The organism is Rhodanobacter sp. IGA1.0 (assembly GCF_040208325.1).
GTDB lineage: Bacteria > Pseudomonadota > Gammaproteobacteria > Xanthomonadales > Rhodanobacteraceae > Rhodanobacter > Rhodanobacter spathiphylli.
Map to the genome: position 1 here is coordinate 213,986 of NZ_CP157948.1, position 16,569 is coordinate 230,554.

Consider the following 16,569-nt stretch of genomic DNA (forward strand, 5'->3'; position numbering starts at 1 on the left):
CGTCAGCGCGCCGCCGCCACGGCTTCCGGCTGCGAGGGGGGATGGCGCAGCAACACCTGCTTCGCCAGCCGGGCATCGGCTGCCGACAACTCGATCAATGGCACGACCTTGCCGCCGACCAGCGCGGCGATCGGCATGCCGTCGCGGTACAGCACGCGCGAGCCGGCCAGCGCCGGCACCTTGTCGCCGACCAGCACGGTGCCGACCAGGTTCAGCGGATCGCTGCCGCTGACGCAGACCAGCTCGCCGTCATCCGCGCGCTGGCGAATCGCCCGCAGCGGCGCAATAGCCTCGGGCAGGGCGAACTGCTCGCCGACCAGGCCTTCGACGAAACGGCCGCCGCGGATTTCGCCGCGCGCCTCCAGCCGGTGATAGACGCGCAGCAGTTCACGCCACGACGGCAGCCACGGCGCCTCGCGTTCCAGCAGTTTCCAGAACACCACGCCGTAGCGACGAAGCAGGGTGCGCGCGATGTGTTCGATGGCGTCAGGATCAAGAGCTTCACCCCCTCCCAACCTCCCCCTGCTTGCAGGGGGAGGAGCAGGAGCGGTTGTGCTCCCTTCCCTGCGAGCAGGGGAGGGTTGGGGTGGGGTGCTCTTCGCCGTGCTGCGCGCCAGCGACCAGCGCCCCGCATCCTCGATGCCGCCGAAGGTGTGCCGGCGCATGCGCCGATGCCGTGCGCCGTCGCGCTTGGCCGCCGGCAGCAGCAGGGCGCGCAGGCCGGCGAAGCTGTCCGCGCTGATCCGGCCGGCAGCGACCAGTTCGCCCAGCGCGTCTTCCAACTCGGTGCGCAGCAGGTGGGTCTCCGCCAACAGTTCGTCGAAGAACAGCGCACCATGTTCCTGCAGCGCATCGGCCACGGCCTGGGCGCGTGAGGACAGCAGGATCTCCTGCGGGTCGCCCGCGGCGACGGCCGTCCAGACGGCCATCTCCCGCCGGGGAAGCAGCACGATCGGCGTACTGCGCACCGGTCCGCCACCGCCGCCACTGCCGGTGCGCAGGCGGCTCCAGGCGATGCGGCCGGAACGGCACAGCTCGTCCAGCCAGCTGATCGAGTAATCGCCCACGCGCGCCGGCAGGATCTCCGCTTCCCACGCGCCGGCCGCGGCTTCGTAACCTTCCAGCTGCGCCAGCGTGGCGACCAGCGCGTCCGGCCCGTTCGAGCGCGTGGCCGCCGACACGTGCTGCCAGTCGAACAGGAAACGCATCAGCGCGCGCCGGCTGACCGGCTCGATCTCGCGGCGCAACCGGCCGATGGTGTAGCGGTGGATGCGCGCCAGCAGGTGCCGCTCGCACCATTCGGTGTCGCTGGCATCGGCGGTGAAGCGACCCTGCATCACGTAGCCTTCGGACTGCAGCCGCAGCAGCGCCTGCTCGACCTCGCCCGCGTCGACGTTCATCGACTGCGCCAACTCGCGCGCGGTGACCGGGCCAAGCCCGCCGAGACGGTGGCGCACCAGTTCCAGCAGCGCGTCCTCGCGCGGCCACGCCTGCGCGGCGTACTCGGCGGGCGCGGCGATCGGCGGTTGCATGCTGGCCGCCGGATGCAGCGCAAGCCACAGCGGCAACTGTTCCGCGGTGGTCCACACGTCGGTGAGGCGCGTCGCGCGCCTGGCCGTGGCGAGCGCCTGCAATCGTTCGGCCCAGCCGGTGTTGGCCTCGACCTCGGCGACGGTTACGAAACCCAGCAAGGTCAGCGCCTCGTGCATCTCGTCGGCATCGCGCACCTGCGGCCAGGCTTCCTCGCGCACGGCGGCGATCGCGTCGGGATCGAGCCGGCCGAGGTCGTCGGCGTTGTCGGCGTTCCAGCGGCGTGTCTGCACGGCCTGGGTGCGGCGCTCCTCCAGCGGCGCGTCGTCGAGAAAGGCATACGGTGCCGCGTTCAACACTTCGGCCGCGAGCGGGCTGGGTGCGGTGAGGTCGCGGGCGACGATGGCGATCTCGCCGGCTTCGAGTTGGCGCAGGATCGCCAGCAGGCCATCGACGTCCATCGCCTCGCGCAGGCAGTCGTGCATGGTCTGGTTGACCAGCGGGTGATCCGGCACCTCGCGCTCGCCCACGATGTTTTCCAGGCAGGCGACCTGGTCGGGGAACACCGCGGCGAGCAGGTCCTCGCTCTTCATCCGCTGCAGCGGCGGCGGGGTCTTCTTGCCGCCGGTGAAGCGCGGCAGCGCCAGCGCGGTCACCGCATTCCAGCGCCAGCGCGCGGGAAACAGCGGCGCGTCGAGCAGCGCCTGCACCAGCACGTGCTCGGCGGTGTTCGAGTGCAGGTAGTGCGCGACTTCCTCCAGCGGAAAGCTGTGGCTGGTGGACAGCGACAGCACGATCGCGTCCTCGGTCGCCGCCGCCTGCAGCTCGAAATTGAACTGGCGGCAGAAGCGCTTGCGCAGCGCCAGCCCCCACGCGCGGTTGATGCGGCTGCCCCACGGCGTGTGGATCACCAGCTGGGTGCCGCCGGATTCGTCGAAGAAGCGCTCCAGCACCAGGGTGTGCTGGCTGGGGAGGACGCCGAGCGCGGCCTTGGCGCGGGCGAGGTAGTCGGCCAGCTGCTGCGCGGCAGCTTCGTCCAGGCCGAGTTGATCATGCAGCCAGGCGATCGCCGCCGATACGCCACCGGCATCGAGCTGCACGGAAATCTCCTCGCGCAGCCGCGACACGCCGAACGACAGCTCGTCGCTGCGCCCGGGCGCCTCGCCCAGCCAGAATGGGATGCTCGGCGGCGCGCCATGCGCGTCCTCCACCCGCAAGCGGTCGCGCTCGACGCGCTGGATGCGGTAGCTGGCGTTGCCCAGCTGGAAGATGTCGCCGGCCATGCTCTCGACCGCGAAATCCTCGTTCACCGTGCCCACGATGATCGCCTGTGGTTCCAGCACCACCTTGTAGTCGGCGGTCTCGGGAATGGTGCCGCCGGAGGTCAGCGCGGTGAGCCGCGCGCTGCGCCGCGGGCGCAACTGGCGGTTCACCGCATCGCGATGGATGTACGCCGCGCGCGGGCCTTGCCGGGTGGTGAAACCTTCGGCCAGCATGCGCACCACCGCATCGAAATCCGCGCGCGAAAGATCGCGATACGGATACGCGCGGCGCACCAGCGCGTACAGCGCGTCTTCGTCCCATTCGGCGCAGGCCACCTCGGCCACGATCTGCTGGGCCAGCACGTCCAGCGGCTGCGGTGGCAGGATCAGCGCGTCCAGCTCGCCGCGGCGCACGCAGTCGAGCAGGGCGGTGCATTCGATCAGGTCATCGCGGGTGGCCGGGAACAGCCGTGCTTTCGGCGTGCCGTCGATGCTGTGGCCGGAACGCCCGGCGCGCTGCAGGAAGGCGGCGATCGAGCGCGGCGAGCCGAGCTGGCAGACCAGGTCCACCTCGCCGATGTCGATGCCCAGTTCCAGCGAGGCGGTCGCCACCAGCACCTTCAATTCGCCGCGCTTCAGCCGCTGCTCGGCGTCCAGCCGCAGTTCCCTGGCCAGGCTGCCGTGGTGCGCCGCCACGTGTTCCTTGCCCAGCCGCTCGGACAGGTGCCGCGCGGCGCGCTCGGCCATGCGCCGCGTGTTGACGAAGACCAGGGTGGTGCGATGCGCCTCGACCAGTTGGGCGAGGCGGTTGTAGACCAGCTCCCAGCTGTCGTTGGACATCACCGCTTCGAGCGGTACGGGCGGCACTTCGATGGCGAGGTCGCGGGGGCGGGTGTGGCCCGTATTTATGATGGTGCAACGAACTCCCTTCTCCCCTGCGGGGAGAAGGTGGCCCGAAGGGACGGATGAGGGGTGGGTGCTCGCGGGGGAGTCACATTCGTGAGCCGCTTTGTTGTTGCTTTTTCGCGACCCCGAACCCTCATCCGCCCTACGGGCACCTTCTCCCGGAGGGAGAAGGGAGTGTCGAGCGCCGACTAAAAAGTCGGCGATCTTTTCTATGGGCTTCTGCGTCGCCGACAAGCCGATCCGCAGCAACCGCCGCTGGCACAGCGACTCCAGCCGCTCCAGCGACAAGACCAGGTGCGAGCCGCGCTTGCTGCCGGCGATGGCGTGGATCTCGTCGACGATCACCGAGCGCACGCCCGCCAGCATCGCGCGGCCCGAGGCCGAACCGAGCAGCACGTACAACGATTCGGGCGTGGTGACCAGGATGTGCGGCGGCAGCTTGCGCAGCAGGTTGCGTTCGGCCTGCGGCGTATCGCCGGTGCGCACGGCGGTGCGGATCGCCACGTCGGGCAGGCCGAGTTTCTCCAATTCGGCGCGGATGCCTTCCAGCGGCGCTTCCAGGTTGATGTGGATGTCGTTGGACAGCGCCTTCAGCGGTGACACGTAGAGCACGCTGGTGGCGTCGGCCGGCACGCCGCCGTGCGCCACGCCTTCGCGCACCAGTTCGTCGATCGCGGCGAGGAAGGCGGTCAGCGTCTTGCCCGAGCCGGTGGGTGCGGCGACCAGGGTGTGGCTGCCGGCGCGGATCGATGGCCACGCTGCCGCCTGCGCCGCGCTGGGCGCAGGGAAGGTGCGACGAAACCAGGCGGCAACGGCCGGATGGAATGCGTCCAGCGGGCAGGGGGCGATGTGCATCGATGCGGATTCGCGCAGCGGTCGGGGAACACTAGTCGATCATATATGGGGCCTGGCAGGCCCGAATCCACCGCTTCGACGGCTCCTGTCATGGCTTCGGCCGATCCCCGCCACCCGTACGCCGGTGCAGCGCCGGACCTGCCATGGCAGTATTCGGAATCGGCAGTATCCAGATTCGGCCGTCACAGCCAGGGGCCCGCGGGGGGAATCCGGTGGCGGCGTTGATGCGAAGGACACTCATGCACGTAATGGAATCGCCGCGGCGCAAGCCCGGCTTCATGCGCACGGCCTGCAGCCGGTTCGCGCTCCTTGCCCTGGTGAGCCTGTTCGCTGCGGCCGCCAGCCATGCGGCCAGTCTCGATCCGGCCGTGTTGCCGAAGATCCAGGCGGCCACCTTCGAAGTGGTGGCGGCCAAGCCGGTCAAGGACCCGCTGACCTACGAGAAGCCGCTGCCGCTGGAGCTGCTGCCGTTCCAGGAGCGCAACGACAAGTACTACTCGATCGGCACCGCTTTCGCGCTGGGCAACAACCGCTACGTGACCGCGGCGCACGTGCTGCAGGTGGGCATCGACAGCCTGTGGGGCGAGCCGGCCCTGCGTGATGCCGACGGCCATGTGTATGCGATCGACAAGATCGAGAAATATTCGCTGCAGCAGGATTTCGTGGTGTTCAGCCTGGCCACGCAGCCGGCGAAGGCCGCCGCGCTGGAGGCGGACACCAAGCCCAGCCTCAACGGCGTGGTCTATGCGGTGGGCAATGCGCTGGGTACCGGCGTGGTGATCCGCGACGGCCTGTACACCTCCGACACGCCGGAAGACCAGGACGGCCGCTGGAAGTGGATGCGCTTCTCGGCGGCGGCATCGCCGGGCAACAGTGGCGGCCCGCTGCTGGACGCGACCGGCAAGGTCATCGGCATCGTGCTGATGAAGTCGCAGAACGAGAACCTGAACTACGCGCTGCCGATCGGCCGCGTGCTGGACGCGCCCGACCACGTCGCCTCGATCGACCAGCGCATGCCCTACCAGTTCGACGTGTTCGACACCACGCTCAGCAACACCTTCAAGGCCGAATTCAGGTTGCCGCTGAGCTTTGCCGACTTCAGCGCGGCATTCCAGCAGCGCTTCAACGCCTATGCCGACAGCCAGCTCAAGGCTTTGCTGGCGAAGGAGCCGGAGCGGCTGTTCCCCCGCGGCCAGGGCTCCAACGAACTGCTGCATTCGACGCCGTCGATGGACGACTTCCCCTCGCTGATCACCCGCGACAACGACGGTACCTGGAGCCTGGCGAAGAAGGAGGGCGGCAAGACCAGCCTGCCCAACAACGGCTACGTCACGCCGGGCGTGGTCGGGCGCAACCTGCTGTTCCACGTGCGCCGGCCCGACAACGTGACGGCCGCCGCGCTGTACCGCGACCCGGCCAAGCTGATGGACATGATCGCCAGGGTCGGCTTCCTCACCCGCAACGTCGGCCCCGAGCAGGTGCGCATCACCTCGCTGGGCAAGCCGGTGCGCGACACGCTGTATACCGATGCCTGGCAGCGCCGCTGGCAGGTGCGGGTATGGCCGATACCGGCCGAGAACGCGGTGGTGATGAGCTTCGCCCTGCCGGTGCCGGACGGCTACGCGGTGCTGATGCGGATCGCCCCGGCCAGCCAGGAGCACGACTACCTGATCAACCTGCAGGCGCTCACCGACTTCTTCTACGTCACCTACGACGGCAGCCTGGCCCAGTGGCAGGATTTCCTGAAGCAGAAGGACCTGCTGCCGGCGGCGTTCGACGACATCCACATCGACATCGACTACGGCCATCGCTTCGCCTACAGCTCGAAGCGGCTGCGCTACGCCTATACCCCGGCGCTGCAGAAGATCGACAGGGACAGCATGCTCACCATCGGCTTCAGCTACTTCCTCGACCACGGCAAGGTGGTGTGGGACGTGACCGACGTGTGGCAGGCGGCCAGTGCGCACGACAAGTACTGGAGCAATTTCGCCCGCGTGGTGGCACCGTCGGACGACCTCAACGACGACTACAAGAGCAACTGGAGCAAGATCAGCAACCGCCAGCGGCCGTTCGACGGCGTGCCGCGCAGCGAGAACGACGTGATGAAGATCAGCAGCGTGCTGGCCGCGCCGGGCCAGGCCCGGCCCGACGTGCTGTACACCGTCTACCACTACGCCGAGGGCAGCCACCCCGCCGCCGACATGAAGGCCAAGCTCGACCTGCTGCTGAAGGACGCCCGGGTCACCGAGCACTGAGAGGTTGTGAATTACAACCTCGAAGCCCGGCCATGAATGGCCGGGCGCGGATCGGGAACGCAAGTGCCAGATTCGCGTGAGCACGTCCGGGCGTGTACCGGACGTGCGATAGAAGAAAACCACAGTAAGTGGTTTTCTTCACAGGCACTGAGCGTCGGGCGCATCGGCCGGTGGTGACGACACCGGCCGATCCGGCTACGGTATCCCGTTGAAACAGGCGAGGAGGAAGCGGGTGGAACGACGGGTACGGGCGCCGGCGCCGGATACGCCAGCGCAAGACGACAGCAGCATCAGCTGGCTGGAGATGGCCGACGGCCAGCCGCTGTGCCTGCGTGACTGGCCACTGGCCCAGCCGCACGGCGCGGTGCTGATCGTGCACGGGCTGGGCGAACACGGCGGGCGTTACCAGCGCCTGGCAGCGTGGTTCAACCAGCGCGGCCACGCGGTGCGCAGCTACGACCAGCGCGGCCACGGCCGCAGCCCGGGGCGGCGCGGTGCCCTGCGCCAGGCCGACGACCTGCTGGAGGATCTGGCCACCGTCTACAACGACTACGCCGCCAGCCAGCCGCACCCGCCGCTGCTGCTGGGCCACAGCATGGGCGGCCTGGTCGCGGCGCGCGCGGTGCTGGATGGCCGGGTCACGCCGCCGGCGCTGGTGTTGTCATCGCCGGCGCTGCGCAGCTGGGAGTCGCCCCGGATGATCGCGCTGGCCCGGCTGCTCAGCCGGCTCGTGCCGAACCTGCCCCTGCGCAACGGGCTGGATGCCAGCAAGCTGTCGCACGAAGCCGGCGTGGCCGCCGCTTACCGCAACGACCCGCTGCGCCACGGCTGGATCACCCCGCGACTGGCCGACTTCATCTTCCATGCCGGAGCCGCCTGCATCCGCGATGCCGCCGGCCTGGCGGTGCCGACCCTGCTGCTGGTCGCCGACAGCGATGCGCTGGTCGATCCGTCCGGCAGTCGCTCGTTCGCCCGCAAGGCGGCCGGCAGCGGCCAGCTGACCACCCGCTTCTTTTCCACGCTGTACCACGAGCTGTTCAACGAGGCCGAACCGGGGCGCAGCCAGGTGCTGATGCAGCTGGCCGACTGGCTGGGCCGGCAGGATCTCGCGGCGGCTCCGTAGAGGACCTCGCGGGGAAGCGCGCTGCGGCCGGTTTTCGACCCGCCCGCTGGGGCGTTCGACGCGAAAAAAATCGGCGCGCCCGCTGCGCGCCTCCGGATCGCCATGATTGGCGGCGATACTTCCACGCAAACCTACAGGGAGAAGGTTGCATGTCACCTCGATCGAGCCGGCGCATCTCGCGCCACCTTGCGTGGCGAGTCCTCGCCTGCCTTGCGATCGGCCTGGCGCTGGGCGCCTGTCATCGCGGTGGCGACGACGGCAAACCCGCCTTGCAGGGCAAGCCTGCCGCCAGCGCGTCGACCGCGCCCGCGAAGGACGCGGGCACGGCCGGCTTCGCGCTGGTCTCGGCCAGCTCCACCCCGCGCGATTCGCGCACCGCGCTGATCCTGCGCTTCAACGCGGCCCTGGCCTCGGCCCAGGCGTTCGACAGCCTGATTGCGGTGACCGGCCCGAACGGCGAGGTGGTCAGCGGCAGCTGGAGCCTGGACGACGACGGCAAGACGCTGAGCTTCCCGTTCGTGCAGGCCAACACGCGCTACGTGGTGCAGCTGAAGTCCGGCGTGCTGGCCGCCGACGGCCGCACCCTGGGTCACGAGGTGAAGCACGAGGTGTATTCCGGCAACTTGCCGGCGGCGGTGGGCTTCGCCTCGCACGGCAGCGTGCTGCCCGCGCGCGGCACCCGCGGCCTTCCGCTGGTGTCGATGAACGTGCACGACGCCGACGTGGAGTTCTTCCGCGTGCACGAGGACGCACTCTCGGACCTGTTCTGCGCCTATCCACGCAACGGCCATCGCGAGAGCTACGAGCTCGACCACGAGGTCCGCTACTACAACCAGTGCGGCGAAGGCGACGATCGCCGCGCCAGCGTGCCGATCACCGACATCGCCGACTCGGTCTACGCCAACCACTACACGCTGGGTGGCGAGGCGAACGAGCGCACGGTGACCTACCTGCCGGTGCAGAACATCAAGGAGCTGGCCACGCCTGGTGTGTACATGGCGGTGGTCAAGGCCGGCGGCACCTTCAAGGACGGCTACGACACCGCCACCTTCTTCGTCAGCGACCTCGGCCTGCACCTGCGCGTGTACCGCGACAACGTGCTGCTGCACGTGGCCTCGCTGCGCGACGGCACGCCGGTCAATGCGGTGGATGTCGAAGTGCGAGACGTGAACGGGCGCAGCAAGCTCAAGGCCACCACCGACGCCGACGGCAATGCGCTGATCGCATACAAGGTCAAGGCGTCCGACGTGCTGGTGGCGCGCCACGGCAAGGATGTCTCGGTGCTGCCGTTCAACCGGCCCGCGCTCGACGTGTCGAACTTCGACATCAGCGGTCGCAGGCAGGCGCCGTTCGAGGTCTATGCATGGTCCGGGCGCGACCTGTACCGCCCCGGCGAGACGCTGCGTGCGTCGGCCCTGCTGCGCGACTACGACGGCAAGCCGATGAAGCCGCAGTCGCTGTTCGTGCGGGTGAAACAGCCCGACGGCCGCACCCTGGTGGAGAAACGGCTGGAGCCGCAGCAGCTGAACTATTTCGAGCTGAGCCAGGCGATTCCGGCCGATGCGCCGACCGGCCTGTGGCAGCTGGAATTCCGCCTCGACCCTTCAGCCAAGGACACCGTGCAGGCGTTCCCGTTCCACGTCGAGGAGTTCCTGCCCGAGCGGCTCAAGGTCGAACTGTCCAGCCCGCAGCAGCAGCTGGCGCCGGACGAGCCGCTGAAGCTCAAGGTCGCCTCCAGTTACCTGTACGGCGCTCCCGCCGACGGCAACCGCTTCACCGCGAAACTGCTGGTAGCGCCGGAAGTGCATCCGCTGGAGAAGATGAAGGACACCTTCTTCGGCAACCCGCTGGTCGAGCTGCCCAAGAGCGCCGACGACGTGATCGACGCCAAGCTCGATGCGCAAGGCGTGCTGGAGCAGGACGTGGCGCTGCCCGACGACGTGCAGCCGGTCGCGCCGCTGGCGGTGACCCTGTCCGGCAGCGTCTATGAAAGCGGCGGCCGCGCGGTGACGCGGCTGCTCAAGCGCAGCTACTGGCCGGCCGATGCGCTGGTCGGCGTGCGCCCGTTGTTCGACCCGAAGCAGGGCGCCGAAAGCGAGGCGCCGGCCGGTTTCGAGATCGTGCGGGCCAATGCGAAGGGCGAGCTGATCGCCGGCAGCCACCTGAAGGTGCGCCTGCAGCGTGAGCTGCGCGACTTCTACTGGCTGTATGAGCAGAACGGTGGTTGGCAGTCCAGCGCGAACCAGCGCCTGCAGCTGGTCGACGAGAAGGATGTCGACGTGGCCGCCGGCCAGTCGGCCCACGTCGAATTCCCCGTGCAGTGGGGCAGCTACCGCGTCGAGGTATACGACCCGCTGACCAAGCTCACCACGGTGTTCCCGTTCTTCGCCGGCTACAACTGGGATGACGAAAACCTCGGCAAGGAGGCGCGGCCGGACAAGGTCAAGCTGCAGCTGGACAAGGCGCGCTATCGGGCTGGCGACACCATGAAAGTCACGGTGACGCCGCCGCAGGACGGCCCCGGCGTGTTGCTGGTGGAGTCGGATCATCTGCTCTACACCAGGAACATCGAGGCCAAGGCCGGCGCGGTATTCGATATCCCGGTGACGAAAGACTGGGAGCGCCACGACGTCTACGTGACGGCGCTGGTGTTCCGCGGCGGTGAAGCGGCCGAGCACACCACGCCGGCCCGCGCGATGGGCGTGGAATACGTGGCGATGGATCGCAACGACCGGCGCATTCCGCTGAAGCTCGACGCGCCCGCGCTGATGCGCCCGGGCAACCCGCTCGAGGTCGGCGTGCAGGCCACCGGCCTGGCCGGGCAGAAGGCGTTCGTCACGCTGTCGGCGGTCGACCAGGGCGTGCTCAACATCACCGACTACCCGGTGCCCGATGCGTGGGCGTGGCTGTTCGGCAAGCGTGCGTTGAGCGTCGATGCGTACGACCTGTACAGCCGCATCATCGAGGCGATGGACGGCGAGCAGGCCAGGCTGCGCTACGGTGGCGACATGAGTGCAGGCGCGTTGCCGAAGGCGAACCGGCTCAATCCCAAGGTGCAGATCGTCGACCTGTTCAGCGGCCCGGTGGCGTTCGACGCCCAGGGCAAGGCCACGCTGCATGTGGATGTGCCCGACTTCAACGGCAGCCTGCGTCTCGCCGCGCTGGCGTATACCGACAGTCGCTACGGCAATGCCGACGGCAACGTCACCGTGCGCGCGCCGCTGGTGGTCGAGCCCAGCACGCCGCGGGTGATGGCGGCCGGCGACAAGGCGATGATCAGCCTCGACCTGAAAAACCTCTCGGGCAAGGACGGCACCGCCAAGGTCAGCGTCAAGGGTGGTGGCCTGATCACCATCGAGAAGGCCGTGCAGGACGTGGCGCTGAAGGACGGCGCCGGCACCACCTTGCACATGCCGGTGACGGCGCAGGCGGGCGCGGCGGTGGCGACCGTGGACATCCACGCCGAACTCAACGACTACCGCGTGGATCGCCACTTCGAGTTCGCGGTGCGCCCGGCCTGGCCGGAAACCGTCACCACCACGCCGCTGGCGCTGGAAGCCGGCAAGCCCGAACGCTTCGGTGCCGCCGCGATTGCCGGCCTGCTGCCGGCCACGGTGAACGCGCGGCTCACCCTGAGCACCTTGCCGCCGCTGCCGTACGCCGCCGCCCTGCGCGACATCCTGCGCTACCCGTACGGCTGTATCGAGCAGACCACCAGCAAGGGCTACGCCGCGCTGATTCTGGACGGCCAGACGGCCAAGGCGCTGGGCGCGCCGGTGATGAGCGATGACGTGCGCAAGGCGGCGGTCGAGGGCGCGCTGTCGCGGATCGCCTCGTTCCAGGCCAGCAACGGCCACTTCAGTTTCTGGGGCGGCAGCAGTCCGATCGTCACCTTCACCACGCCGTACGTGGTCGACTTCATGCTGGACGCCCGCGACGCCGGTTTCGCGGTGCCGCAGGACGTGCTGCAGAAATCGCTGCAGCGGCTCAACGACGACCTGCTCGCCGGCGGCCACCCGTACTACGACTATGAGCACCACGACCACCTGCGGCTGGCCGACGAGGCGTACTCCGGCTTCGTGCTGGCGCGGGTCAACCGCGCGCCGCTGGGCACGCTGCGCGCGCTGTTCGACAACGAACGCCAGAAGCTGGTCGCTCCGTTGCCGCTGGTGCACCTGGGCATCGCGCTGAAGCTGATGGGCGACAACGAGCGCGCGCAGAAGGCGATCGACGAGGCGTTCGCGTGGAGCAAGGAACGCCCTTGGTACGTCGGCGACTACGGCTCGGACCTGCGCGACCTGGCCCTGATGGTGGCGCTCACCCATACCTACGGCGTGAACAAGCCCGCCTACGACGCCAAGCTGGTCGACTGGGCCCGCAACGCCACTGCCAACGTGCGCCAGCGCCAGCAGCAGGACAAGGACTACCGCTGGTCGTGGTCGTACCTGAGCACGCAGGAGCAGGCGGCGATCGCCCGCGTGGCGAGGGCGTTCGACGCGAAGAGCAACGCCCCGCTGGCTGCCACGATCACCGCCGGCGGCAAGACCGAGCAGGCACCCGACCAGCGCGTGTGGAGCCGTCCGCTCAGCGTGGCCGAACTCACGGCTGGCGTCAGCGTGCAGCCGACCAGCGACGCGGCGATCTTCGCCACGCTCGACGTGGCCGGCATCCCGCAGAAGGCACCCGCAGCCGACGACAGCCAGATCGACGTGCGCCGCAGTTACTTCACCACTGACGGCAAGCCGTGGACGGGCGATGAGCTGAGGGAGGGCGATACGCTGATCGTCGAACTCGACATCGAGGCGCGCATGGACATCCCCGATGCCCTGGTCACCGACCTGCTGCCCGGCGGGCTGGAAGTGGAGAACCTCAACCTGGGCGGCGCGCAGACCTGGTCCGGCGTGGTGATCGACGGCATCAACCTGGACGAACACGCGTCGGCCGCCGACATCCAGCACGAGGAGTACCGCGACGACCGCTACGCCGCCGCGCTGAACCTGCGCCGCGGCGACAAGGCCCGCGTGTTCTACCTGGTGCGTGCGGTGACCCCCGGCAACTACACCGTGCCACCGCCGCTGGTGGAGGACATGTACCGCCCCGCCGTGCGCGGCATCGGCAAGGTCGAGCCGGCGAAGATCACCGTGGTCGAACCGTGATGCTCCTGCTCCTCCCCCTGCTCGCAGGGGGAGGCTGGCGACCGAAGGGAGTCCTTCAGGTGAGGGGGTAGGGCTTTTGACTTTCGCTTGGGTATGACAAAGAGCACCCCACCCCAGCCCTCCCCTGCTGTGCAGGGGAGGGAGCCAGGCAGCCTGCACCGCACCATGACTGCGATTCCAACCGCCACGCCGCTCGCTTCCACACGCCGCTCGCGCGCGTGGCGCTGGCTGCGTGCGGTGCTCATCACTGTCGGCGTGCTGCTGCTCGCCGCCTTCACCCTCGACCGCCTGTTCCCGCTCCACCTCCCCGCCCCCGACACCGGCAGCACCGTGGTGCTGGCGCGCGACGGCACGCCGCTGCGCGCGTTCGCCGACAGCGACGGCGTGTGGCGCTATCCGACCACGGCGAAGCAGGTGTCGCCGCTCTATCTGCAGGCGCTGCTGACCTATGAAGACCGCTGGTTCTACCGCCATCCCGGAGTGAATCCGTATGCGCTGCTGCGCGGCTTTGCCGGCGGCATCGTGCACGGGCACATCGTGTCCGGCGGTTCCACCTTGACCATGCAGGTGGCGCGGATCATCGAGCCCATCTCGTCTGAGTTCGGCCCGCACACGTTCCGTGGCAAGCTGGTGCAGATCTTCCGGGCGCTGCAACTGGAAGCGCATCTGTCGAAGGCGCAGATCCTCGACCTGTATCTCAACCACGCGCCGTTCGGCGGGCCGATCGAAGGCGTCGAGGCGGCGTCGTGGGCGTACCTGGGCAAGCCGGCCACGCGCTTGTCGCATGCCGAGGCCGCGCTGCTGGCGGTGTTGCCACAATCGCCCAGCCGGCTGCGCCCGGATCGTCGCGCGCAGGCGGCGCGGACCGCCCGCGACAAGGTGCTGCGCCGCATGCGCGATCTCGGGGTGTGGAGTCCGGCCGAGGTACGCGACGCGGCGATCGAGCCGGTCGTGGCGCGTTCGCTGCGCGCGCCGCTGTCGGCCGCGCTGCTGGCCGAGCGGCTGCAGCGCCAGCAGCCGGCTTCGCGGCGGATCACCAGCACCATCGATGCGAACCTGCAGCGCGCCGCCGAGGATCGCGTCGGCGCCTACCTGTCGCGACTGCCGCCGCATACCTCGGCCGCGTTGCTGGTGGTGGACAACGCCACGCTGGAGGCGCGCATCTACGTCGGCACCAGCGACTTCGCCAACCCGCAGCGGCACGGCTACATCGACATGGTGGCCGCGCCGCGCTCGCCCGGTTCCACGCTGAAGCCGTTCCTGTACGGACTGGCGCTGGACGATGGCCTGATCCATTCCGAAAGCCTGCTGGTCGACGCGCCGCAGGATTTCGGTGGCTACAAGCCGGGCAATTTCGACGAGGCATTCTCCGGCCCGGTCAGCGCGGCCGAGGCCTTGCAGCGCTCGCTCAACGTGCCGGCGGTGGATGTGCTGGATCGGGTCGGGTCGAGCCGTTTCGTGGCCCGACTGGCCGCGGGCGGCGTCGACCTCGGACTGCCGGCGGGCGCGCAGCCAAACCTGTCGATCATCCTCGGCGGCGCGTCCACGCGGCTGGAAAACCTGGTGGGCGCCTATACCGCGTTCGCCAACGGCGGCATCGCCGGCACGCCGCGTTACACCGCCGACCAGCCCGCCCGCCCGCGACGGCTGCTGTCGCCGGGCGCGGCGTGGATCATCCGCGACATCCTTGCGCACAACCCCGCCGACGTCGAAGGCGCGCCGCTGGCCGGCGCGATCAACCGCCACGCCAGCGTGGCGTGGAAGACCGGCACCAGCTACGGCTATCGCGATGCGTGGTCGATCGGCGTCACCGACCGCTGGACCATCGGCGTATGGATCGGCCGTCCGGACGGTACGCCCTCGCCCGGCCAGTACGGCGCGGTGACTGCGCTGCCGCTGCTGTTCCAGATCGCCGACATGCTGCCGTCGCGGGGTGGTCATGTCGCGGCCCGACCGGCCAGCGTCAGCCAGCGCGAGATCTGCTGGCCACTGGGCGGCGCGCTGGAGTCCACCGCTCCGGCGCTGTGCCGTCAGCACCGCACCGCCTGGCTGCTGGACGATGCGTTGCCGCCCACCTTCGCCGAACGCGGCCTCGGCGCGTGGTCGGCGGGCCTGATCACGCTGCGTGTCGACGGCCGCGGACATCGGCTCAGCGGCGCCTGCCATGCGCCGCACGAGCAGGCCATCCAGCTGGCACGCTGGCCGGCGCTGGCCACGCCGTGGCTCAGTCGCGACGACCGGGAGAGTGCGGCATTGCCGCCACTGGCGCCGGGCTGCGCCGCCGACTCACTGGACAGCGCCAACCCGCTCCGCATCAGCGGACTCGGCGATGGCGTCACCCTGCGCCAGGCGCCGAACAGCGACCAGCCGCTGCGCATCAACCTGCGCGCGCTGGGCGCGCAAGGCCCGGTGCAATGGCTGCTCAACGGACGACTGCAAGGCCGCAGCGAAGCCGGCACCACGATATCGATCGACCTGCCGCAAGGTGGCGAGCAACGCGTCACGGCGCTGGCCGGCGACGGCGCCTTCGCCACGATCCGCTTCCAGGTGCTGGGAGCAGTCGGCGAATCGACGCGCCGCTGAGTCGTGAATCTCCCAACCTCTCAAGCCGGTCATTCCGACGCGGCCACACCGGCGTGCGGCAGCTCCTTGCGTTGACAGGTGATGGTCTTCACCAGGATCTCACAGTCCTCCATGAACAGGTCCCACCAGTCTTCCCAGGGTTCGGAGTTCATGCGCGTGATGTGGAAACACACCGTCAACAGCACGTCGGGTAGCAGAACCGTGGTGTAGTTGAGGGTATTCGGCATGCCTTGCATTGGATCCCAAAGGTAACGTAGCCAATGCATGTCATTGCTGATCAGTGGCTCATAGCTTGAAGGGGGGCTTTTCAAGTGGGCCGCAAGAATGTCGTCGATCTGGTATTGCGGCAACGGGGCGCCGCTGATCGTCTTGCCCTTGTACGTCTCATCGCGCAGCTTCCAGTTGGGACCGCCCTCGGATTCCAGGTAGGCGACGTAGTCATGGCGCAGGTAGTCCTCGAGCATCGCCATGTCATCGGGCTTGAGCTGGATGTCGTGTTTGACCCGTTCGAGTTGCCAATGAGTGGTGATGATGGCGTAGGGAGGATGCGGTACAGGAAAGATCCGCGAACTGTGCCAGCGCGGCAAGTGATAGATCCAGTTGCTGATCCCCAGCCAGATCGCTTGATGGTTGGCCCGCGCGTTGGGGGCTTCGGTCGGGGTAAAGGCGCCCGCATCCAGGTTCACTTCGTCGGGGTCGGGCGTGCCCATGCCCTCACCGAACGCGGCCGCGGGTTCGAGGAAGCTCAGGGTGAAGGGTCCGCAATCGATCCGCCTGGGTACGACGGGTGCAGCCGGCACACCACCGCGTGGAGCGTTGAAGGCCGCGGTAGCCCGTTTGTACCAAGGTAGTGGACGGCGCTTGAAGGGCGTACTCGGTGGCGGCGAGGTGTTCATGAT

General features: G+C 68.8%; 6 protein-coding genes. 4 read left to right on the top strand and 2 right to left on the bottom strand.

The window, feature by feature from the left end; translation table 11 throughout:
* Nucleotides 1-2: 2 nt before the first annotated feature.
* Entirely contained in the window at nucleotides 3-4,553 is a 4,551-nt protein-coding gene (locus tag ABNK63_RS00960) for a DEAD/DEAH box helicase (RefSeq protein WP_350016422.1), read from the bottom strand.
* A 239-nt stretch (nucleotides 4,554-4,792) separates the two neighbouring features.
* Here ABNK63_RS00960 and ABNK63_RS00965 point away from each other — a divergent pair, with 239 nt between their 5' ends.
* The 4 genes from ABNK63_RS00965 to pbpC all read left to right on the top strand — a co-directional run bounded on the left by ABNK63_RS00965 (nucleotide 4,793) and on the right by pbpC (nucleotide 15,670).
* Complete coding sequence (locus ABNK63_RS00965; protein WP_350016423.1) at nucleotides 4,793-6,808, top strand: trypsin-like peptidase domain-containing protein; 2,016 nt, start codon at nucleotides 4,793-4,795, stop codon at nucleotides 6,806-6,808.
* Between the two features lie 232 nt (nucleotides 6,809-7,040).
* Entirely contained in the window at nucleotides 7,041-7,931 is an 891-nt protein-coding gene (locus ABNK63_RS00970) for a lysophospholipase (protein WP_350016424.1), read from the top strand.
* 149 nt (nucleotides 7,932-8,080) lie between these two features.
* Entirely contained in the window at nucleotides 8,081-13,087 is a 5,007-nt protein-coding gene (locus tag ABNK63_RS00975) for an alpha-2-macroglobulin (RefSeq protein WP_350016425.1), read from the top strand.
* 165 nt (nucleotides 13,088-13,252) lie between these two features.
* Nucleotides 13,253-15,670 carry a penicillin-binding protein 1C gene (gene pbpC / locus ABNK63_RS00980; protein ID WP_350016426.1) on the top strand — a complete coding sequence of 806 codons (2,418 nt, stop codon included), beginning with the start codon at nucleotides 13,253-13,255 and terminating at the stop codon, nucleotides 15,668-15,670.
* Nucleotides 15,671-15,699: 29 nt separating this feature from the next.
* Here the strand turns inward: pbpC and ABNK63_RS00985 are convergent, their stop codons facing one another.
* Nucleotides 15,700-16,566 carry a hypothetical protein gene (locus tag ABNK63_RS00985; RefSeq protein ID WP_350016427.1) on the bottom strand — a complete coding sequence of 289 codons (867 nt, stop codon included), beginning with the start codon at nucleotides 16,564-16,566 and terminating at the stop codon, nucleotides 15,700-15,702.
* Nucleotides 16,567-16,569: the final 3 nt, after the last annotated feature.

Bases quoted from the DNA above. Each gene is read 5' to 3' on its own strand.
- ABNK63_RS00960 (WP_350016422.1), bottom strand. From the start codon at position 4,553: ATGCACATCGCCCCCTGCCCGCTGGACGCATTCCATCCGGCCGTTGCC.
- ABNK63_RS00965 (WP_350016423.1), top strand. From the start codon at position 4,793: ATGCACGTAATGGAATCGCCGCGGCGCAAGCCCGGCTTCATGCGCACG.
- ABNK63_RS00975 (WP_350016425.1), top strand. From the start codon at position 8,081: ATGTCACCTCGATCGAGCCGGCGCATCTCGCGCCACCTTGCGTGGCGA.
- pbpC (WP_350016426.1), top strand. From the start codon at position 13,253: ATGACTGCGATTCCAACCGCCACGCCGCTCGCTTCCACACGCCGCTCG.
- ABNK63_RS00985 (WP_350016427.1), bottom strand. From the start codon at position 16,566: ATGAACACCTCGCCGCCACCGAGTACGCCCTTCAAGCGCCGTCCACTA.